The following is a 20,489-nucleotide window of genomic DNA, read 5'->3' as shown; positions in this document are numbered from 1 at the left end:
CTGCGCCGCCGGCCGGGCCGGCGAGTTCACTATTGTCCAGTGCTCGGCGTGGCCGCCGGCCGGGTCGGGGTCGGTGCCTCGGTCCTGGCCGGCGCGGTCGCGGTAGTCGCGGCCGGCGGATGCTCCCAGCCTAGAAAGCTCGGGCCGCTTACGGTGGCGATGTGCTGAATCTGGCCATCCAGCAGTGCCTTGGTGTGGCCGAGGGCCAGCGCATGGCGATCGGTGAAGATGCCGATGTCTCCGGGCACGACCTGCATCGGATCGATCGGGCTGGCGACCGCGGTTCCCGGGGCGGGAATGGTGATCCCCTGCTGCTGGAATGCCTCCGGGATCGACGCGCCACCAACCGCGGCCTGGATCGCCGCCGCCAGTTGCGGGCTGGCCGCCGTGACCGTTTCACCATCGGGCAGGGTCACCGTCGTCGGGCCCGCCGGCGGCGCTTCGGCCGCTGACGCGTCCGCACCGTGGTCTTCCGCCTGGTGTTCGTCGCGGTCGTCGGATTCGGGGTCGAACGGGTCCGCGTCTAGGCCTTCGTCGTCCAGTGCCGGATCGGTGTCGCTGCCCTCCTGCCGCCCGGGAATCGCCAGGCCGCTCGGCGTACCCCAACCGCCCATCGAACCCGGCGCCGGCGCCGAGCCCATGCCAAAGTTGGGGATCCCGGGCAACGCCGACGGCAGCGCGGGCGCCGGCGCAGTCTCGGCCGGACTTGGCTCCGAATCCCCGGCCAGCGGGCCAGGGTCCTCGGCCAGCAATGAATCCAGCAGCGGATCGGCCGCGGGATCCGGCGCCGGCGCGGGCGTGGCAACCGCCGCCGGCCGGGTTTCGGCAGCGACACCCGACGGGCCCTTCGAGGCGTCGTACAACGAGGTCCACGCGGCCATCAGCGCTGACTTCGACGTATCGTCGAGGCTGGCGGTCATGACCACCGATCGAATGTCTCTGAGCTTGCCGATCAGGAACCGCTGGAAGTCGCGGGCGCCCGCCGGGGTGTCCAAGTCCGATCTAGTTTGCACTGCCGCCTCGATTTCGCGCTGCAAGGCGCTCAGCGCATCCGCGCCTTCGACGGTCTTGAGATGAGCGTTCATGATCGCCGAAATGACTTGCAGATCCAGCTGAGAGCTTGCCGAATTCTGGTGTGCCAGAGCCGCCTCCGCACCCGCTATGGCCTCGGCCGCGGCGCCCTCGGAACGGTGCGGCGGCGGGCCCAGCGGCGCCGTGCCGGGGTTGAACAGGTCCGGATGCTGTCGGCGGATCTTGGCGAGAAGCGTCTCGAGGTGTTGTGCCCGTGTCGTCGGGGTGACCACGGCGGCCAGCTCTGCCGGCGTCAGCCCGGCCTGCCATGCGTTCGGATCGCCGGTGCGGTCGCGCACGACTTTGACCGTGACCAGTAGCTCGTCATACGTCGACATCGGCTAGCCCAACGGCGCTGCGCCCCAACGCGGGCGGTGTCGCGACCCCTCCATGCCGGGTGACAGTACTGAGGCCGGCAGCTGCCGACAATTCACCGCGCAACGGCTGTGGATGAATATCCGCGCGCTAACCGTACTCTGCCCGCAAGCCTTCCAGCACAGCCGTTTTCGCGCGGTCAAGCTCGCGCGCGTCCGCGACCACCGCCGCGATCTCCCGCTGCTTGGCAACCAGGAACCTCTGGAACTCCCGGGCTCCCATCGGCGTGTCGACGGCCCGGCCCCGCTGCCGCGGAACGGCGCGCTCGATTTCGTCGGCGATCGTATCCAGACGCCTGATGCTCTCCCGCATCGCGGCATGCGCACTGGCAAGCACATCCATCAGCGCACGGTCCGCGTCGGCGACCGAGTCGTGCTTGGTCGCCATCGCCGATTGCCGTGCCTGAATGGCGGCTAACGAAGGGCCGGTTTGTTTCGACATAGGTTCAACCCAATCTCATAGCGGCCGGCGGATCGCGACGTAGCTGCCCAGCCGGCTGATCCGCACCGAGGCCCCCGAATACGGGGCCTCGACGACGAGGTTGTTGCCGATCGCCATCTGCACGTGTCCGGTGTGCGGGAAGACGAGATCGCCGGGCCTGACTTGCGAACGGGGCACCGGGACTCCGTCGTTGATCTGCTGATACGTGGTGCGGTCCAGATGAATACCGGCCCGCGCGTAAGCCCACTGGACCAAGCCGGAGCAGTCGAACTTGTCGGGCCCGGTCGCGCCCCATACGTAGGGGCGGCCCAGCCGGGATAACGCGGCGCGCACCGCCATCCCGGCACGACTGCTCGGCGACGGCAGTGGCCGTCGGCGGTGGTGCAGCATGCGGTAGCGCAGCGCCCGCAGCGCCGCCGAATGCCGTCGGGCCCGCAGCCGGGCGGCCAACACGTGTGCGCGCTGCGCGCGAAGCCTCGCGGCCCGGCGGCGCATCGCCTCGCGCTGGGCCATCGGCGTGAGCGGGGTTACTGCGGCATCGGCGCGGGCGGCGTCCAGGACGTGCTTGGTCAGCTCACGGGCCTCGGCCCGATCGCGGTGAGCGCCGGCGATAACGGCGGCCGCCGCGACGTCGGTGCGCGCCGCCGAGACCAACGTTTGGTGGCTGCGGCTCACCATGGCTCGGTAATTACCTTGGCCCACAACGCTATTCACCGGAAATGTCGGCAGCGCGGAGTGGGGCGGTTGCAGCGGCGGCTGTTGGGTGGTGCCGGCGAACAACTGGTGTGCACGCCTCAATGGCCCGATGTCGCTTTCGGTCATTCGTCCCCCTCGACGCTGCCCTCGTCTGTGCCGTCTTGTCCGGTTGGCGCCATCGTGTCGGCGAACGCGCGGACGCGGGGGAGCACCCCGGCCGGGATCACCCCGCGGTTGCGGATGTCCCACACCTCGTCGGCGCTCACACCGAGCAGCGCCGCGATGATCGTGTCCGGCAGCGACGACTGCGCGCAGGCCCGGTCGAACCGCGCGCTCAAACTGGTCGGCATCCGCTTCAGCAGCGCGCTGCGGGTGTCCTCGAGGGCGCGCAGATGCCCCATCAGCCGCTCGGTCGAGTCCGCGCCGGCGTTCACGGCCACCCGCCATGAGCTGGCGGCGAGCATCTCGGCCTTCACGCACTGCGCGATCACAGAGAGAATATACGTCTCATATTCGTTTGATGTCGTCGCCGGCAATCTATCGATGACGGATTTGAGCGCATCGAGCTGGGCTTCGGCATATCCTTCCAGCACTTCGGTGTCGCTGTGCCGGTCGACGACCACCGCCCCGGCCCGTGGCGCGGACATCGTTTCGGGGGGCTGCGCGGCGATCAACCGGGCCAGCTCGGCATCCGGGTCGGCGGCCACCAATAGCCGCGAGTAGGTTCCGGGTGGCAGGCCGAGGCCGTTTTCAACCTTTTGAACAGTACTTTTGTGGGCCTTGCGGGCGCCGCGCTCCAGATAGCTCAATCCCATGATGCTGACCCCGGTCGCGGCGGCCAGCTCCGCCAGCGACCAGTCCCGCGACTCACGCAACGCACGGATGGCCGCACCTGCCGATTCACGGCTCACCCGCTGGCTCCGGCCATAGGCCGGATATTACACAGCAGCGCCGCTATCGCTATGTATATACGTTTTTGTCACGTTTCGCTTGCGGATCGCCGATACCTGTGTATACGCTTTCGTCTACGTTTCATCCCAGGCAAGGAGACTGACATGGGCCACCCCTGCGCAACCGACCCGGAACTGTGGTTTGGCTACCCCGATGACGACAGCGGTGACGGCGCGGCCAAGGCGCGTGCCTATGAGCGATCGGCCACCGAGGCGCGGATCCAATGCCTGCGCCGCTGCCCGCTGGCACAGCAGCGGCGATGCGCTCAGTACGCCATCGCACATCGCGAGGAGTACGGCGTCTGGGCCGGCGTGAAGCTTCCCGGGGGCCAGTACCGCAAGCGGGACCAGCTCGCCCGGGCCCACGACATCCTGCGCCGCATCGCCGCAGGCGAGATCAACTCCCGACAGTTGCCCGAGAACGCGGCGTTGTTGGCACGCAGCGAGCACGAGACCATTCCGACGTCGGCCGTGGTGCTGCACCTTCCGATGGCGCAGATCGGTCCGCGTACCGCCGCCTGACAGCGCGCCGCGCCGTGTGAACGTTTGTTCACCCAGTCGATTGGGTAGTCGACCGCGACGGAACACGAGACCGTCGAAGAGGTGCATCCATGACGTTCGACCTGACACCGACGGCAGCGCAGCACGACCTTGCCCGGCGCGCGCACGACTTCTCCGAGTCCGTGATCCGTCCGGTCGCGCTCGGGTACGACCAGCGGCAGGAGTTTCCCTGGCCGGTGCTCGAGGAGGCGGCACAACAGGGCTTCTACAGTCCGTTGTTCTACCGCGACCTGATCGGCGATCCCACCGGCCTGTCGTTGCCGATGTTCATGGAGGAGCTGTTCTGGGGCTGCGCCGGCATCGGTTTGGCCATCGTGATGCCGGCGCTGGCGCTTTCGGCGATCGGTCAGGCCGCATCACCCGAGCAGATGTTGCAGTGGGCACCCGAATGTTTCGGCACGCCAGGCGATCTCAAACTCGCCGCGCTGGCGATCTCCGAACCCGAGGGCGGCAGTGACGTGCGCAATCTGCGTACCCGGGCGCGCCGCGATGGTGACGACTGGATCATCGACGGTCACAAGATGTGGATCGGCAACGGCGGCATCGCCAACGTGCACGTGGTGAACGCCGTGGTCGACGAGGAGCTGGGCCACCGCGGCCAGGCGCTGTTCGTGGTGCCCGGCGGCACCCCCGGACTGGAACTGGTGCGCAAGCTGGACAAGCTGGGCTGCCGCGCATCGCACACCGCCGAGTTGCGGTTCGACGGTGTACGGGTTCCGGGCGCCAATTTGCTTGGGGGAGAGGACAAGCTCGAGCACAAACTCGCCAAGGCACGCGAGCTCGTCGCCGGTGGACAACGCTCCGACTCGGCGACGCTGGGCACCTTCGAACAGACCCGCCCGATGGTCGCCGCCCAGGCGATCGGTATCGCGCGCGCCGCACTGGAGTACGCGACGGCATATGCCACGGAACGCGAAGCGTTCGGCGGTCCGATCATCGACAACCAGGGCATCGCGTTTCCACTGGCCGACCTGGCCACCCAGATCGACGCCGCCCGGCTGTTGACCTGGCGGGCCTCCTGGATGGCCGCCAACGAAGTCCCGTTCGAGCGAGGCGAAGGCTCGATGGCCAAGCTCGCCGCCAGCGAGGTCGCCGTCAAGGCCACCGAACGCGCGATCCAGACCATGGGCGGCTGGGGCTACATCACCGATCATCCCGTGGAGAAGTGGTATCGAGATGCCAAGCTCTACACCATCTTTGAGGGCACCAGCGAGATCCAACGGATGGTCATCTCGAATGCGCTGGGGGCCGCGGTGGGCACCCCGCCGCTGCACGTCGTGCTCGAGCCGTCCGGCGGGCCGCTGAACCGGGTCTTCGGTCGGGGCACCCCGCTGCGGTCCCGTGCCGCCGACGCCGCACTGTCGGTGAAGGATCAGATCCCGGAACCGATCATGCGGCTAGCCATGCAAATGCTGCGGCCGCCGGGCAGGTAGGCCGCCGCCCGCGGGTACGGTCGCCGTATCACGCCCGCAACGAAGGGTGCACGGTGAGCAATCTGGAGACCGCGCCGGCCGAAGTCGCTTGCCGCGCTTCCGGGGTTGCGGGGGTCGAGGTGCTCCACCCGCGAGAAGTTCCGTTGGGCGGCCCGCGGGCCCTGCGGGTGCAGCGCACCCTGCCGCAACGACAGCGCTCGCTGATCGGGCCGTGGTGCTTCATCGACCACTACGGCCCCGTCCAGGCGCGCATGGATGTGCCCCCACATCCGCACACGGGACTACAGACGGTCAGTTGGCTGTTCAAAGGACAAGTGGAACACCGCGACAGTGCAGGAGTGCACGCCATGGTCCGGCCCGGGGAGTTGAATCTGATGACCGCGGGCGCGGGCATCTGCCATTCGGAGGTATCGGTCCAGCCGGACGCCGTTCTGCACGGGCTGCAGCTGTGGGTCGCACTACCCGACTCCGATCGCGACACCGGCCGCGACTTCGCTCACTACGTGCCCGACCCGATCTCGCTTCCGGGCGCGGTGGCGCGGGTGTTTTTGGGCGAGTTGGCCGGCAGCCGGTCTCCGGTGCACACGTTCACCCCGCTGCTCGGCGCCCAGATCGACCTCGACGCGAACACTGCGCTGCGGCTGGATGTCTGCCCGGCGTTCGAACACGGGGTGCTGTGCGATGCGGGCACTGTGGCCATGAGCGGAACGAATCTGGCGGTCGCCGACCTCGGCTATCAGGGCCCCGGCAGCGCGGAGGTCCACCTGCGCAATGTTGGGGATCAGCCGGCGCGGGTAGTGCTGTTGGGAGGCACCCCGTTCACCGAAGAGCTGCTGATGTGGTGGAACTTCGTGGGGCGCACCCACGACGAGATCCTCGGTTATCGCCGCTTGTGGGAGGACGCCGATGCGCTGTTCGGCGTCGTCGAGGGCTACCGGGGCTCGGTCGCCCGACTGCCGGCCCCGCCGCTGCCGACCACCCGGCTGCGGCCAAGACCAATACCGCACCGACCGAATGGAAAGGGAACCACATGACAACCGACAAGACCGGCGCAGAAACCACGGTCACCGAGGGACATCAGACGTACACCATCGCCGTCGAGGGCAAGACCGTCGGCCACGCCGACTACGCCGACCGTGGTGACCAGCGCGTTTTCCACCACACCGTCGTCGACCCCGACTACGGCGGACGCGGCCTGGCGACCATTCTCGTCGAGGAGGCGCTGAACAAGGCGCGGGACGCGGGCAAACGGATCGTGCCGGTGTGCTCGATGGTCCAGACGGTGCTCAAGAAGCACCCCGAATTCGACGAGCTCACCGACCCGCCGACCGTCGAGGTCAGGGCCTGGGCGCAGACCCAACCGGCCGGCTAGGCAGCCGTCGGTCACCAACGGCTTTACTGGAGTCGAACCTCTGGCACCGCCGCCCTGGTGTGGCAGCTAAATCTCTCCCGTGCTGTTGTCCGGTCACGCGATTTCGGCGGACAATGCGACGTGACTTAACGTGTTATCGCAGGGCAGCTGGGTAGATCGGGCACTCCCGTTGCTAGGCATCCAAGCGGCGGCAGTGGTAGGCGGACCTCCCAACTAACCCACAGCCTCCGTTAGCAAATGATTGGCTCGGGCGACCAGGCCGGGCGAGGCCGTCGTGTTGGTTTGCCGTTCATCACGGCGGCCAGCGCCGGGGCTGCTCGATCGGAGGGAAAAGTGGACTTCGGAGCACTGCCGCCAGAGATCAACTCTGCGCGCATCTATGCCGGACCAGGGTCCGGACCGATGCTCGCCGCGGCGTCGGCGTGGGAAACGCTGGCCGCGGAGCTGTACTCGACGGCAACCTCCTACCAATCGGCAATTGCTGAGCTGACCGCCGGACCGTGGCTGGGTCCCGCCGCAGCAACCATGGCCGCCGCCGCTGCTCCGTATGTGGCCTGGCTGCGCATCGCTGCCGAGCAGGCTGAGCAGGCGGGCAACCAGGCCATCGCGGCGGCGGCCGCTTACGAAGCCGCGTTCGCGGAGACGGTGCCGCCCCCGGTGGTCGCCGCCAACCGCACCCTGCTGGCGGCGCTGATCGCGGCCAACTTCTTCGGACAGAACACCAGCGCGATCGCGACCACCGAAGCGCAGTACAGCGAGATGTGGGCGCAGGATGCCGGCGCGATGCAGAGCTACGCGACCTCCTCGGCGTCGGCGACGTCGCTGACGCCGTTCGAGTCGCCATCGCCGAGCACCAGCAGCGACGGATCCGCGTTCCAAGCCGAGGCGGTCGCGCAAGCCGGCGGCACCTCTGCCGGCAGCGCACAGCGGAGCGTCCAGCAGGCGATCGCCGCTGTCCCCACCGCAATAACCAACCTGGCCAGTCCGGCCGACGCGTTTGGATTCGGGGGGCGGGACCTGCTGGGCCTGCTCGCGGACCTAAGCGCGGTTTTCCTCGACCCGGAAGTCGGCGCGGCGGGACTTGCCGCCGACACCTCGCTGGGAGTCACGGCTCTGCCCTACGACGTGGGCGGGTATTGGACCGGTGTGCACACCGACGACATCGTCAGCGGCTGGGCGGGGATACAACCGTGGCCGGGCAATGCGCCGACACCGCCGACGACCTTTCCCGTCGTCGCCAATCCGGCCGCGTCGGTGTCCGCCTGGTTTGGCCACGCGCCCTCGGTCGGACGGCTCTCGGTGCCCCCGGCATGGGCGGCCGCGGCCCCGGAATTACGCGCGATGACGACGGCGCTGCCGGCCGCGACCGTCGGCGCCGCCGCGCAAGCGACCGGTTCCAGCGCGGGGAGTCTGTTCAGCCAGATGGCCCTGGCGAGCATGGCCGGGCGCGCGATGGCCGGCACCACCGGAGGAGGCGGCGCAAGACTCCAGGAGCGAATCGGGGTGCCCGGCAGGAAAGGAAAGGACACGCCGCCGGCCGACGTGCAACAGACTCCGTTGGGCGGTCCGATCACCAGCATCGCCGCCGAGCTGCGCGAGCTGGCCTCGCTGCGCGACGCGGGGATCCTCACCCAAGACGAGTTCATCGAGCAGAAGCAACGCTTGCTCCCGCGCGACCCGTAGCGCTAGGCAGAGCTCAAATGTGCACTGGCGTCGTGTAATTCATTGCGCCGCAACGCCATTGGAGTAACTGCGAGGACGTCTCCGCCCTCCACCACCGCACGCGTGATCGGCGTGAGTGCTTGGAACAGTGCCTCCACCTCGTCGTCGCTGAGCGCGTCGAGCGCCGAGAGTCCGAGCGCGTCGGTGCTCGATTCGACGTGTTCCTTGAGTTCGGTGCCGGCCGCCGTCAGCGTCCCGTCGTCGTTGAGCAGGCCACGCTCGGCCAGCCGTTGTTCGTGGTGCCGCCACTCGGTCTCGTCGTAGTCGCGGGTGCGGGCGATGTAATCGCGGGGGACGCGGTCCGCCGCGGCGTGCAACACGTTGCACTCCCGGCCCGAGATGCCGGCGGCGGTCAACACCGCCACGTGACCGTCGCCGCGGTGCTCACGCAGCAGCGTGGTGGCATGCCAGAGTGCGGCCAGCGGAGTGTCCGGCCACGGCAACGCGCGGTTGGCGGCGAACAGCGGCCTCCCGTCAACGGGCGCCGCACGGGCCGCCTTTTTCGCTAATTCGGCTGCGGCGCTGACGTTTTCGTCGTCTTTCAGGCCGTAACGGCGCAGCGCCGCCACCGCCGAGTCCTGCCTGGCGCGCAAGGCGGCGTCCGGTCCGGCGATCTGCCACGCCGTCGGCAAGGCCTTGGCGACGCGTTGCGGGGCGAAGTTGTGGAAGATGGCGGTCACCAGCTCCGGCGGTGCCATGCCCAGCGGCGCGGAGCGGGCCGCGAAGTAGCCCATCCAGAAGCCCCGGTACCCCAGCGCGTCGAGTGCTGCCCGTGCCTCCGGCGCGAAGTACGTGACCGCGTGCACCGGTTCGAATCGGTCGTAGAAGCGCCGCGCCAGCTGTGATTGTCTGCGCACGATTGCAGTTAATCACCGGTGCCGGCCATTCCCGGTGCCGGGATGCCGATTGGGAGAGGCCACGACCCCTCGTAGAGTTCGTGGCCTTCCTCCGACCCGCGGCCCATGGCCGGGGAATCTGTAACCCATGACGCGACTCATCTGTCACCCATGACGCGACTCATCACATGGTGGGCGAAGGGGGACTTGAACCCCCACGTCCCGAAGGACACTGGCACCTGAAGCCAGCGCGTCTGCCATTCCGCCACTCGCCCGGGGAAACAACCGAAGGACCATATCACTCTAGTTGCCCTGCGCCCTAACCGTGCCCGTCGGCGGCGCGACCGAGGGTGACCAGCATGGATACGATTCTCAGAATTCTCACGGTGCCGCAGCGTCGCGATGTCCCGATAACATGCATGAGTGACGCGACACGCGGGCGAGACGTTTGCCTTGCCCCGGCGAAATACCTCGACAAGTGCGGGCGAGCGCTGAAGCATGGGTAGCCAAAGGGGGCTTGCTGCCCGGATCGAGCGCAAGCTCGAGTCAACCGTCGGCGATGCGTTTGCCCGAATGTTCGGGGGATCGATTGTGCCCCAAGAGGTTGAGGCGCTACTGCGCCGGGAAGCCGAGGACGGCCTGCGGCCGCTTCGCGGAAACTACCTTTTGGCGCCCAACGAATACGTCATTACCCTCGGTGTGCACGACTTCGAGAAGGTGAGCGCCGATCCGGCTCTGACGTCGGGCGCTTTCGGTAGATACCTGGCCGACTATATCCATGAACAGGGGTGGGAAACGTATGGTGATGTCGTCGTTCGGTTCGAGCAGCTGCCGAACCTGCATACCGGACAGTTTCGCGCCCGCGGTGCTGTCAACCCAGATGTCGAGGCCCGCCCGAAAGTCCACGATGCCGCCCCGCCACAATCAAATCAGGCGTTCAGCGCAGAACCAGGAGTACCACCGATGACTGACAACTCGAGCTACCGCGGTCAGGGGCAGGGGCAGGGGCGTCCCGGCGACGAGTATTACGACGAGCGTTACGGGCGTCCGCAAGACGACCAGCGTAGCCAGGACCCGCAGGGCGGACCGGACCCTCGCGGGGGATATCCGCCGGAGCAGGGCGGCTACCCGCCCCAAGGCGGATACCAGCCGCCTCGCCCCCCCGAGCAGGGTGGCTATCAGGAGCAGCGCGGCGGATACCCGGAGCAGGGCGGCTACCCGCCGCAGGGTGGGTACCCCGACCAGGGCGGCTACCCGCCGCAGGGTGGGTACCCCGGCCAGGGCGGCTACCCGGACCAGGGGCGCGGCTACCCCGACCAGGGTCAGGGCGGCTACCCGCCGTCGTATGAGCAGCGTCCGCCGGCCGGTGGCGGCGGCTACGGCGCCCAGGGCTACGACCAAGGCGGGCAAGGTTACGACCAAGGCGGGCAGGGTTACGACCAAGGCGGGCAGGGTTACGACCAGGGCTACCGCCAGGGTGGCGGCGGCTACGGTCAGCCTGGCGGCGGGCAGCAACCCGGCGGTGGCCAGCAGGGCTACGGCGGCGGCTACGGCGAGTACGGTCGCGGGCCCGCGCGTCCCGAGGAGGGCGGTTACGCACCGGGCGCGCCTGAACCGCAGCGGCCGTCCTACCCCGAGCAGGGTGCGGGATACGACCAGGGTTACCAGCAAGGGGGCCAGGGCTACGGCGCCCAGCCGGAGTACGGCGGCGGGGACTACACGCAGTACGCGGAGAACATTCCGTCCGGCGGGTACGGCCCCGGGGCCGGCGGTGGCTACCCCGAGACCGCCCATCGCGACTACGAGTACGGCCAACAGCCCGACTACGGCCAACAGCCCGACTACGGCCAGCAGGCCGGGGGAGGCTACGGCGGTTACGGGCAAGGCGGCTATGGCGCGGCCGGGACGGCGGTCACGCTGCAGCTCGACGACGGCAGCGGCCGCACCTATCAGCTGCGCGACGGCTCCAACATCGTCGGTCGCGGACAAGATGCCCAGTTCCGGTTGCCCGACACCGGTGTGTCACGGCGCCACTTGGAAATCCGCTGGGATGGACAGGTCGCGCTGCTGTCCGACCTCAACTCCACCAACGGCACGACGGTCAACAACGCGCCGGTACAGGAGTGGCAGTTGGCCGATGGCGACGTGATCCGTTTGGGCCACTCGGAGATCATCGTTCGGATCCACTGAACGCACCGGGCATAAGCTGCCGTGCTTCGCCCCGCGTCGACCGCCCTCCAAGTATCGTGACGTTGCTTGGTTTCATGAGGTGCGGCGCCAGGACGGAAAGGACGCCAGATGCAGGGACTGGTACTGCAGCTGACGCGTGCCGGATTTTTAATGCTGTTATGGGTGTTCATCTGGTCTGTTCTCCGGATCTTGAAGACTGACATCTACGCACCAACCGGTGCGGTCATGGTCCGCCGCGGTTTGGTGTTGCGCGGCACGTTGCTGCCATCGCGCCAGCGCCGCCATGCCGCCCGCTATCTGGTAGTGACCGAAGGGGCGTTGGCAGGTGCACGCATCACGCTCAGCGGACAGCCGGTGTTGATCGGACGCGCGGACGATTCGACGCTGGTGCTGACCGACGACTACGCCTCGACGCGGCATGCCCGGCTGTCGCAGCGCGGCTCGGAATGGTACGTCGAGGATCTAGGATCGACCAACGGCACTTACCTTGACAGGGCGAAGGTGACCACTGCGGTACGAGTTCCAATCGGGACGCCGATTCGGATCGGCAAGACGGCAATCGAGTTGCGCCCGTGACCCTGGTCCTGCGATATGCCGCCCGCAGCGATCGCGGCCTGGTACGCACCAACAACGAAGACTCGGTCTATGCCGGCGCTCGACTTCTGGCCCTGGCCGACGGCATGGGCGGCCACGCGGCCGGCGAAGTGGCGTCTCAGTTGGTGATCGCCGCGCTGGCACACCTCGACGACGACGAACCCGGCGGCGACCTGCTCGCCAAGCTCGATTCGGCGGTGCGCGCCGGCAACTCGGCCATCGCCGCCCAAGTGGAGATGGAGCCCGACCTCGAAGGGATGGGCACCACCCTTACCGCAATCCTGTTCGCGGGCAACCGTCTTGGGCTGGTGCACATCGGAGACTCACGCGGCTATCTGCTCCGCGACGGCGAACTGACCCAGATCACCAAAGACGACACCTTCGTCCAAACCTTGGTCGACGAAGGACGGATCACCAAGGAAGAGGCGCACAGCCATCCGCAGCGATCGCTGATCATGCGGGCGCTGACCGGCCACGAGGTCGAGCCCACTTTGACCATGCGCGAAGCTCGCGCCGGTGATCGCTACCTGCTCTGCTCGGACGGGCTTTCCGATCCGGTAAGCGACGAGACCATCCACGAAGCACTACAGATACCCGACGTTGCCGAAAGCGCTTACCGCCTAATCGAATTGGCGCTCCGCGGCGGCGGCCCCGACAACGTGACGGTCGTGGTCGCCGATGTCGTCGACTACGACTATGGCCAGACTCAACCGATTCTTGCCGGCGCGGTATCCGGTGAAGAAGACCAGCTGACGCTGCCCAACACTTCGGCCGGCCGGGCTTCGGCCATCGGTCCCCGCAAAGAGGCCGCCAAACGCGTTGTGCAACAAGAGGAGCCCGTGCCCCGGCCCCGGTTTGCCTGGCGGCGCATGTTCATCGTCACCACGCTGGTGGTGCTGCTGGCACTCACTGGCCTGGCCATCGGACGCGCGATCATCCGAAGCAACTACTACGTCGCCGAATACAACGGCATGGTGTCGATCATGAAGGGGATTCAAGGATCCCTGCTGGGAATGTCACTGCACGAACCCTATTTGGTGGGCTGTCTCAACGCACGCAACGACTTATCGATCGTCGGCTTCAGCCAATCCAGTGGGCACCCCGACTGCCGCCTCATGCTATTGCAGGACCTGCGCCCCGCCGCGCGCGCACAGGTGTTGGCCGGGCTCCCTGCCGGGACTCTCGACGAGGCCGAAGCACAGTTGAAAGAGCTGTCGGCCAACAACTTGCTGCCACCCTGCCCGCCGCCCCGAGCGACGTCGCCACCCGGGTCACCGAGCCCGGCGACCACCGGGACAACCCCGCCCAGTGCCACCGCGCCCCCCGCCCCGTCCAGCGGCACCCCACCCAACAGCTCGCCTGTCAGCACCGCCCCAGCCAGCACCAGCCCTGCTGCGCCCGCGACCACGTCGCCCCCGCTCACTTCCTCGACGGTGACTACGCTCCCGCCACTCCCACCACAGCCGGGCATCGACTGCCGGGCGGCTGCATGACCACGCAGGTCCAACCGCCGGTCACGGTCACACCGCCGCTGCCGACTCGGCGCAACTCCGAACTGCTGTTGTTGTGCTTCGCCGCGGTGATCACCGTCGCCGCGCTGCTGATCGTCGATGCGAACCAGGAGCACGGTCTGGACTGGGCCATTGCCAGCTACGGGCTGGGCTTCCTGGCTCTGTTCGGAAGTGCGCATCTGGCCATCAGGCGCTTCGCGCCCTACACCGATCCGCTGCTGCTGCCAATTGTGGCGCTGCTCAACGGACTTGGCTTGGTGATGATCCACCGGCTGGATCTCGTCGGCAACGAGCTCAGCGGTCGTCATCACCCCAGCGCTACCCAACAACTGCTGTGGACCCTGGTCAGCGTCGCCGCGTTCGCACTCGTCGTCACCTTCCTCAAAGACCACCGGCAGCTTGCGCGCTACGGCTACATTTTTGGGCTCACGGGTCTGGTCTTCTTGGCCATCCCCGCGATTCTGCCGGCCACGCTGTCCGAGCAGAACGGCGCCAAGATCTGGATTCGCTTGCCGGGCTTCTCAATTCAGCCCGCCGAGTTTTCCAAGATTCTGCTGCTGATCTTCTTCTCCGCGGTGCTGGTCGCCAAGCGCGGTCTGTTCACCAGCGTCGGCAAGCACCTGATGGGGATGACGCTGCCCCGCCCGCGAGACCTCGCACCGCTGTTGGCGGCGTGGGTGATCTCGATCGGCGTCATGGTGCTCGAAAAAGACCTCGGCACTTCGCTATTGCTCTACGCGTCGTTTCTGGTGGTGGTCTACCTGGCCACGCAGCGCTTCAGTTGGGTGGTCATCGGGCTGACGCTGTTCGCTGGGGGAAGCGTTGCCGCGTATTTCATTTTCGCGCACGTGCGGACTCGGGTGCAGATGTGGTGGGACCCGTTCTCCGACCCCGACGGCAGCGGCTATCAGATCGTGCAGTCGCTCTTCAGCTTTGCCACCGGAGGCATCTTCGGCACCGGTCTGGGCAACGGCCAGCCCGACACGGTCCCGGCCGCATCCACCGACTTCATCATCGCCGCATTCGGTGAAGAACTCGGGCTGGTCGGGTTGGCCAGCATCTTGATGCTCTACACCATCGTCATCGTCCGGGGCATGCGCACGGCGATCGCGACACGCGACAGCTTCGGCAAGCTGCTGGCCGCGGGCCTGGCATCGACCCTGGCGATCCAACTGTTCATCGTCGTCGGTGGTGTCACCCAGCTGATTCCGCTGACCGGACTGACCACACCGTGGATGTCCTACGGCGGGTCCTCACTGCTGGCCAACTACGTGCTGTTGGCCATCCTGGCGCGCATCTCGCACAGCGCCCGACGCCCGTTGCGATCCCGCACGCGCGACACGTCGCCGATCGCGGCGGCCGGCACCGAGGTGATTCAGAAGGTATGAACACCTCTCTCCGCCGGATCTCAATGACCGTGATGGCGTTGATCGTGCTGCTCCTTCTCAACGCCACCATGACGCAGGTCTTCGCCGCCGACGGGCTGCGGGCAGACCCGCGCAACCAGCGCGTCCTGCTCGACGAGTACTCGCGCCAGCGCGGCCAGATCATCGCGGGCGGCCAGCTGCTGGCGTATTCGGTGGCCACCGACAGCCGCTTCCGTTTCCTGCGGGTGTATCCCAACCCCACGGTGTATGCGCCGATCACCGGCTTCTACTCGTTGCGGTATTCCAGCTCCGGGCTGGAGCGCGCCGAGGACTCGCTGCTGAACGGCTCCGACGCGCGGCTGTTCGGGCGCCGGCTGGCGGACTTCTTCACCGGCCGCGACCCGCGCGGCGGCAACGTCGACACCACGATCAATCCCCGGATGCAGCAGGCTGCCTGGGACGCGATGCAGCAGGGTTGCGGCGGGCCGCCGTGCAAGGGAGCCGTGGTGGCCCTGGAGCCGTCCACCGGCAAAATTCTGGCCATGGTGTCCTCGCCGTCGTATGACCCCAACCTGCTGTCTTCCCACGACCCCGAGGTACAGGCGCAGGCGTGGCAGCGGCTGCGCGACGACCCGGACAACCCGCTCACCAACCGTGCGATCTCGGAGACCTACCCGCCCGGTTCGACCTTCAAGGTGATCACCACCGCGGCAGCACTGCAGGCCGGCGCCAAGGACGACGAGCAGCTAACGGCGGCGGCCACGATCCCGCTGCCCAACAGCACCGCCACCTTGGAGAACTACGGCGGCATGCCGTGCGGCGACCAGCCGACCGTTTCGCTGAGCGAGGCGTTCGCCAAGTCGTGCAACACCGCATTCGTCCAGCTGGGCATCCTGACCGGAGCCGAGGCCCTGCGCAGCATGGCGCATTCGTTCGGCATGGACACCAACCCCAGCGTGATTCCGCTTCAAGTGGCGGAATCCACTGTTGGGATAATCGCGGATGCCGCCGCCCTCGGGATGTCTAGCATCGGGCAGAAGGACGTGGCGCTGACCCCGCTGCAGAACGCGGAGATCGCCGCGACCATCGCAAACGACGGCGTGACGATGCAGCCCTACCTGGTCGAGAGCCTCAAGGGACCGGACTTGGCCAACATCAGCACGACTGCGCCCTATCAGCAGCGCCGCGCGGTATCGCCGCAGATCGCCGCTAAGCTGACAGAGCTCATGATCGGTGCCGAGAAGGCTGCACAGCAGAAAGGGGCCATTCCCGGCGTGCAGATCGCATCCAAGACCGGTACCGCAGAGCATGGCGCCAACCCGCGCAACACTCCGCCGCACGCGTGGTACATCGCGTTCGCGCCCGCCCAGACGCCGAAGGTGGCCGTGGCGGTGCTCGTGGAGAACGGTGGTGACCGCCTTTCGGCGACCGGCGGGGCGATCGCGGCGCCGATCGGGCGCGCCGTTATCCAGGCCGCATTGCAGGGGGGCCCATGAGCCCCCGAGTTGGAGTGACGCTGTCGGGCAGGTACCGGCTCCAGCGCCTCATCGCCACCGGCGGCATGGGCCAGGTGTGGGAGGCCGTCGACAGCCGGCTGGGCCGGCGAGTGGCGGTCAAGGTCCTCAAGGCGGAGTTCTCCCAGGACCCCGAGTTCATCGAGCGGTTCCGCGCCGAGGCGCGCACGACCGCGATGCTCAACCACCCGGGAATCGCCGCCGTGCACGACTACGGCGAGAGCCAGATGGACGGCGAAGGTCGCACCGCCTATCTGGTGATGGAGCTGGTCAACGGTGAGCCGCTGAACTCGGTGCTCAAGCGCACGGGCCGGCTGTCGCTGCGCCACGCGCTGGACATGCTCGAGCAGACGGGCCGCGCGCTGCAGATCGCGCATGCCGCCGGTCTGGTCCACCGCGACGTCAAACCGGGCAACATCCTGATCACCCCGACCGGGCAGGTGAAGATCACCGACTTCGGTATCGCCAAGGCCGTCGACGCCGCGCCGGTCACCCAGACCGGCATGGTGATGGGCACCGCCCAATACATCGCGCCCGAGCAGGCGCTGGGCCACGATGCCACCCCCTCCAGCGACGTGTACTCGCTGGGAGTCGTTGGCTACGAGGTGGTTTCGGGCAAGCGTCCGTTCACCGGCGACGGCGCGTTGACGGTGGCGATGAAGCACATCAAGGAACCGCCGCCGCCGCTGCCGCCGGAGCTTCCGCCCAATGTGCGCGAACTCATCGAGATCACGCTGGTCAAGAACCCCGGTATGCGTTACCGCAGTGGCGGGCCGTTCGCCGACGCTGTAGCCGCGGTTCGGGCCGGGCGGCGTCCGCCGCGGCCCAGTCAGTCACCGCCGCCGGGACGCGCCTCGCCGGCTGCCATTCCGTCAAGCCCGCAGGCCCGGACGACCGCCGCGCCCAGTGCGCGGGGCGCCGCGGCCAGCCGATCGCGGCCGGCCGCCAGCAGTCGCCGTCCACCGCCGGCCCGTCGGACCTTTTCTTCGGGCCAGCGCGCGCTGCTGTGGGCCGCCGGGGTGCTCGGGGCGCTCGCCATCATCATCGCGGTGCTCATCGTGATCAACTCCCGCGGTGACAACCAGCAGCCGCCGCCCCCGACGGTCACCGACACCGGGACACCGCCGGCAACCGCGCCGCCGGCCACCAAGACCCCGAGCGGGTTGGCGCCGGGTTTGCGGCTTGATTGGACGGATCGCGGCGCGATAGGTAATTCTGGATTCCACCGCAGGCCACCCGAACTGAGCTGGGCTACCCCCCTGACGCCCAGCCTTTCGCCGGCCCGACACGAGACACCGCAATGACCACCCCGCAGCACCTGTCAGACCGTTACGAACTGGGCGACATACTCGGTTTCGGGGGTATGTCCGAGGTTCACCTGGCCCGCGACGTCCGCTTGCACCGCGACGTCGCGGTGAAGGTGCTGCGCGCCGACCTGGCCCGCGACCCCAGTTTCTATTTGCGGTTCCGTCGCGAGGCGCAGAATGCCGCCGCGCTGAATCACCCGGCCATCGTCGCGGTCTACGACACCGGCGAGGCGGAAACCCCCGCCGGCCCGCTGCCCTACATCGTCATGGAGTACGTCGACGGCGTCACACTGCGCGACATCGTGCATAATGACGGACCCCTGCCGCCGCGGCGCGCGATCGAGATCATCGCCGACGCCTGTCAGGCCCTGAACTTCAGCCACCAGAACGGCATCATCCACCGCGACGTCAAGCCGGCGAACATCATGATCAGCACGACCAATGCGGTCAAGGTGATGGACTTCGGCATCGCCCGGGCGATCGCCGACAGCGGCAACAGCGTCACCCAGACCGCGGCCGTGATCGGGACCGCGCAGTATCTCTCGCCGGAGCAGGCCCGGGGCGATTCCGTCGACGCCCGCTCCGATGTCTACTCGCTGGGCTGTGTGCTTTACGAAATCCTCACGGGCGAGCCACCTTTCACCGGTGATTCGCCGGTTTCTGTTGCCTACCAACATGTTCGCGAGGACCCCGTTCCGCCGTCGAAACGGCACGGGGGCATTTCCCCCGACCTCGACGCCGTTGTGCTCAAGGCGTTGGCCAAGAATCCGGACAACCGCTACCAGACCGCGGCGGAGATGCGCGCCGATCTGGTTCGGGTGCACAACGGGGAACCGCCGGAAGCGCCGAAGGTTCTCACCGACGCCGAGCGGACCTCGTTGCTGGCCTCGACCGGACCGGGACACGGTCCGCGCACCGATCCACTGCCGCGCCAACACCTTACCGACACCGACCCCGAGCGGATGGGCGGTCCGGTCGGTCGCTGGGTCGTCGCGGTCGCCGTACTGGCGGTGCTCACGATCGTCGTCGTGATCGCGTTCAACACGTTCGGCGGCTCGACCCGCGACGTGCAAGTGCCCGACATGCGCGGCCAGGTGTCCGCCGATGCCGTTGCCGCGCTGCAGAATCGCGGCTTCAAGACCCGCACACTGCAAAAGCCCGACTCGTCGATCCCGCCCGACCACGTCATCAGCACCGATCCCGGCGCGAACGCGTCGGTAGCGGCCGGTGACGAGATCACGATCAACGTCTCGACCGGACCCGAACAACGAGAAGTGCCCGACGTGTCCTCGATGAGTTACTCCGACGCGGTCAGCAAGCTCAAGGCCGCCGGGTTCACCAAATTCAAGCAGGCGAACTCGCCGTCGACCCCGGAGCTGCTGGGCAAGGTGGTCGGCACCAATCCGCCCGCCAACCAGACGTCGGCGATCACCAACGTCGTCACGGTGATCGTGGGGTCCGGCCCCGAGACCAAGCAGGTTCCCGATGTCGCCGGCCAGACCATCGACGTCGCGCAGAAGAATCTGACGGTCTACGGCTTCACCAAGATCACCCAGGCATCGGTGGACAGTCCTCGGCCGGCCGGTGAGGTGATCGGCACCAATCCGCCCAAGGGACAGACGGTTCCGGTGGACTCGATCATCGAGCTGCAGGTGTCGAAGGGCAATCAGTTCCTGATGCCCGACCTGACCGGCATGTTCTGGACCGACGCCGAACCACGGTTACGCGCGCTGGGCTGGACGGGCGTGCTGGACAAGGGCGCCGATGTCGACGCCGGCGGCTCCCAGTCCCACAAGGTCGTCTACCAGAACCCGCCGGCCGGCGCCGGGGTCAACCGGGACGGCATCATCACGCTGAAGTTCGGTCAGTAGCCGCCGGGTCGGGAAAATACGGCCGCACCGCGGAGCGAACCTCGTTCTCCAGCCGGCGGACCAGGGTGTCATCGCGCGACCATCCGCAATAGGCCAGCCAGTTGGCCAGCATCCGGTGACCGCCCTCGGTGAGGATCGACTCCGGGTGGAATTGCACACCGTGGATCGGCAGCTCGGTGTGACGCACGGCCATGATGACGCCGCTACGGGTCTGGGCAGTCACCTCCAGCACCGGCGGCAGCGACTCCGGCAGGATGGTCAGCGAATGGTAACGAGTCGCCGTGAATGGATCCGGAAGTCCTTGCAGCACACCGACATTGGTGTGGTGGACGCTGCTGGTCTTGCCGTGCAGCAGTTCGGGTGCCCGGTCGACGGTGGCACCGAACGCGACCCCGATGGCCTGGTGCCCGAGGCAGACGCCAAGCAGCGGGGTGGTCGCAGCGGCGCACGCCCGGACCAGGTCGATCGAGGCGCCCGCGCGCTCCGGGGTGCCCGGCCCTGGGCTGAGCAGCACACCGTCGAACTGCGCGGCGATGCCGGCTTGATCGGAGAGCCTGGCGTCGTCGTTGCGCCACACATCAGCCTCGACTCCGAGTTGCCCCAAGTACTGCACCAGGTTGAACACGAAGCTGTCGTAGTTGTCGACAACCAGGATCCGCATCGTGTCAGGTTACCGCC

General features: G+C 67.7%; 17 protein-coding genes, 1 tRNA gene and 1 pseudogene. 12 read left to right on the top strand and 7 right to left on the bottom strand.

Annotated features, from left to right (window positions below; translation table 11 throughout):
- Window positions 1-29 precede the first annotated feature (29 nt).
- The 4 genes and pseudogenes from BN973_RS02100 to BN973_RS02085 form a co-directional block, all read right to left on the bottom strand.
- Window positions 30-1,409, bottom strand: coding sequence for a DUF4226 domain-containing protein (locus BN973_RS02100; protein WP_036465605.1), 1,380 nt, complete (start codon window positions 1,407-1,409; stop codon window positions 30-32).
- 127 nt (window positions 1,410-1,536) lie between these two features.
- A complete protein-coding gene (locus tag BN973_RS02095; RefSeq protein ID WP_036465604.1) occupies window positions 1,537-1,887 on the bottom strand; it encodes a DUF4226 domain-containing protein in 351 nt (116 codons plus the stop codon).
- 15 nt (window positions 1,888-1,902) lie between these two features.
- A pseudogene (locus BN973_RS02090) lies at window positions 1,903-2,544 on the bottom strand (C40 family peptidase); the annotation flags it as partial.
- A 161-nt stretch (window positions 2,545-2,705) separates the two neighbouring features.
- Window positions 2,706-3,494 carry a helix-turn-helix domain-containing protein gene (locus BN973_RS02085; protein ID WP_036465602.1) on the bottom strand — a complete coding sequence of 263 codons (789 nt, stop codon included), beginning with the start codon at window positions 3,492-3,494 and terminating at the stop codon, window positions 2,706-2,708.
- A 144-nt stretch (window positions 3,495-3,638) separates the two neighbouring features.
- Between BN973_RS02085 and BN973_RS02080 the strand changes: the two genes are divergently transcribed.
- The 5 genes from BN973_RS02080 (at window position 3,639) to BN973_RS02060 (ending at window position 8,582) form a co-directional block, all read left to right on the top strand.
- On the top strand, window positions 3,639-4,055 hold the full coding sequence (locus BN973_RS02080; RefSeq protein WP_036465599.1) for a WhiB family transcriptional regulator: 417 nt from the start codon (window positions 3,639-3,641) through the stop codon (window positions 4,053-4,055).
- A gap of 89 nt (window positions 4,056-4,144) precedes the next feature.
- Complete coding sequence (locus BN973_RS02075; RefSeq protein WP_036465597.1) at window positions 4,145-5,527, top strand: acyl-CoA dehydrogenase family protein; 1,383 nt, start codon at window positions 4,145-4,147, stop codon at window positions 5,525-5,527.
- 53 nt (window positions 5,528-5,580) lie between these two features.
- Window positions 5,581-6,561, top strand: coding sequence for a pirin family protein (locus BN973_RS02070; protein ID WP_036465595.1), 981 nt, complete (start codon window positions 5,581-5,583; stop codon window positions 6,559-6,561).
- A complete protein-coding gene (locus BN973_RS02065; protein ID WP_036465593.1) occupies window positions 6,558-6,899 on the top strand; it encodes a GNAT family N-acetyltransferase in 342 nt (113 codons plus the stop codon). The genes BN973_RS02070 and BN973_RS02065 overlap by 4 nt, the downstream gene beginning before the upstream one ends.
- Window positions 6,900-7,232: 333 nt before the next feature.
- Window positions 7,233-8,582, top strand: coding sequence for a PPE family protein, SVP subgroup (locus tag BN973_RS02060; RefSeq protein WP_036465591.1), 1,350 nt, complete (start codon window positions 7,233-7,235; stop codon window positions 8,580-8,582).
- A gap of 2 nt (window positions 8,583-8,584) precedes the next feature.
- Here BN973_RS02060 and BN973_RS02055 read toward each other — a convergent pair whose 3' ends face one another.
- Together BN973_RS02055 and BN973_RS02050 are read right to left on the bottom strand one after the other, a co-directional pair.
- Window positions 8,585-9,478: an SCO6745 family protein gene (locus BN973_RS02055; protein ID WP_036465589.1), complete on the bottom strand. Its 894-nt coding sequence runs from the start codon at window positions 9,476-9,478 to the stop codon at window positions 8,585-8,587.
- Window positions 9,479-9,646: 168 nt separating this feature from the next.
- Window positions 9,647-9,732: transfer RNA gene (locus BN973_RS02050), tRNA-Leu, on the bottom strand.
- A 223-nt stretch (window positions 9,733-9,955) separates the two neighbouring features.
- Between BN973_RS02050 and BN973_RS02045 the strand changes: the two genes are divergently transcribed.
- The 7 genes from BN973_RS02045 (at window position 9,956) to pknB (ending at window position 19,811) form a co-directional block, all read left to right on the top strand.
- Window positions 9,956-11,647 carry a DUF3662 and FHA domain-containing protein gene (locus tag BN973_RS02045; protein ID WP_036465587.1) on the top strand — a complete coding sequence of 564 codons (1,692 nt, stop codon included), beginning with the start codon at window positions 9,956-9,958 and terminating at the stop codon, window positions 11,645-11,647.
- A 108-nt stretch (window positions 11,648-11,755) separates the two neighbouring features.
- Entirely contained in the window at window positions 11,756-12,223 is a 468-nt protein-coding gene (locus tag BN973_RS02040) for an FHA domain-containing protein FhaB/FipA (protein ID WP_025738168.1), read from the top strand.
- Window positions 12,220-13,734: a PP2C family protein-serine/threonine phosphatase gene (locus BN973_RS02035; RefSeq protein WP_036465585.1), complete on the top strand. Its 1,515-nt coding sequence runs from the start codon at window positions 12,220-12,222 to the stop codon at window positions 13,732-13,734. The genes BN973_RS02040 and BN973_RS02035 overlap by 4 nt, the downstream gene beginning before the upstream one ends.
- Window positions 13,731-15,140: an FtsW/RodA/SpoVE family cell cycle protein gene (locus BN973_RS02030; protein WP_036465584.1), complete on the top strand. Its 1,410-nt coding sequence runs from the start codon at window positions 13,731-13,733 to the stop codon at window positions 15,138-15,140. Before BN973_RS02035 ends, BN973_RS02030 begins: the two co-directional genes overlap by 4 nt.
- Window positions 15,137-16,615 (top strand): D,D-transpeptidase PbpA, encoded by a 1,479-nt coding sequence (gene pbpA, locus BN973_RS02025; protein WP_036465582.1) that lies wholly within the window; start codon window positions 15,137-15,139, stop codon window positions 16,613-16,615. The genes BN973_RS02030 and pbpA overlap by 4 nt, the downstream gene beginning before the upstream one ends.
- Entirely contained in the window at window positions 16,612-17,937 is a 1,326-nt protein-coding gene (locus BN973_RS02020) for a serine/threonine-protein kinase (protein ID WP_036465580.1), read from the top strand. The genes pbpA and BN973_RS02020 overlap by 4 nt, the downstream gene beginning before the upstream one ends.
- Window positions 17,934-19,811 carry a Stk1 family PASTA domain-containing Ser/Thr kinase gene (pknB, locus tag BN973_RS02015; protein ID WP_036465579.1) on the top strand — a complete coding sequence of 626 codons (1,878 nt, stop codon included), beginning with the start codon at window positions 17,934-17,936 and terminating at the stop codon, window positions 19,809-19,811. Before BN973_RS02020 ends, pknB begins: the two co-directional genes overlap by 4 nt.
- On the opposite strand, the gene BN973_RS02010 is transcribed toward pknB, so the two are convergent.
- Window positions 19,789-20,472 (bottom strand): aminodeoxychorismate/anthranilate synthase component II, encoded by a 684-nt coding sequence (locus tag BN973_RS02010; RefSeq protein ID WP_036465577.1) that lies wholly within the window; start codon window positions 20,470-20,472, stop codon window positions 19,789-19,791. The two genes, pknB and BN973_RS02010, sit on opposite strands and share 23 nt — an antisense overlap.
- Window positions 20,473-20,489 lie beyond the last annotated feature (17 nt).

Source organism: Mycobacterium triplex, from assembly GCF_000689255.1.
GTDB classification, from domain to species: domain Bacteria; phylum Actinomycetota; class Actinomycetes; order Mycobacteriales; family Mycobacteriaceae; genus Mycobacterium; species Mycobacterium triplex.
The sequence above is the reverse complement of the archived record's forward strand: the minus strand, read 5'-3'. Positions and strand labels throughout refer to the sequence as shown.

Coding starts and splice junctions, on each gene's coding strand:
- BN973_RS02075 (WP_036465597.1), top strand. CDS start 4,145: ATGACGTTCGACCTGACACCGACGGCAGCGCAGCACGACCTTGCCCGG.
- BN973_RS02080 (WP_036465599.1), top strand. CDS start 3,639: ATGGGCCACCCCTGCGCAACCGACCCGGAACTGTGGTTTGGCTACCCC.
- BN973_RS02020 (WP_036465580.1), top strand. CDS start 16,612: ATGAGCCCCCGAGTTGGAGTGACGCTGTCGGGCAGGTACCGGCTCCAG.
- BN973_RS02065 (WP_036465593.1), top strand. CDS start 6,558: ATGACAACCGACAAGACCGGCGCAGAAACCACGGTCACCGAGGGACAT.
- BN973_RS02045 (WP_036465587.1), top strand. CDS start 9,956: ATGGGTAGCCAAAGGGGGCTTGCTGCCCGGATCGAGCGCAAGCTCGAG.
- BN973_RS02030 (WP_036465584.1), top strand. CDS start 13,731: ATGACCACGCAGGTCCAACCGCCGGTCACGGTCACACCGCCGCTGCCG.
- BN973_RS02040 (WP_025738168.1), top strand. CDS start 11,756: ATGCAGGGACTGGTACTGCAGCTGACGCGTGCCGGATTTTTAATGCTG.
- pbpA (WP_036465582.1), top strand. CDS start 15,137: ATGAACACCTCTCTCCGCCGGATCTCAATGACCGTGATGGCGTTGATC.
- BN973_RS02010 (WP_036465577.1), bottom strand. CDS start 20,472: ATGCGGATCCTGGTTGTCGACAACTACGACAGCTTCGTGTTCAACCTG.
- pknB (WP_036465579.1), top strand. CDS start 17,934: ATGACCACCCCGCAGCACCTGTCAGACCGTTACGAACTGGGCGACATA.
- BN973_RS02095 (WP_036465604.1), bottom strand. CDS start 1,887: ATGTCGAAACAAACCGGCCCTTCGTTAGCCGCCATTCAGGCACGGCAA.
- BN973_RS02100 (WP_036465605.1), bottom strand. CDS start 1,409: ATGTCGACGTATGACGAGCTACTGGTCACGGTCAAAGTCGTGCGCGAC.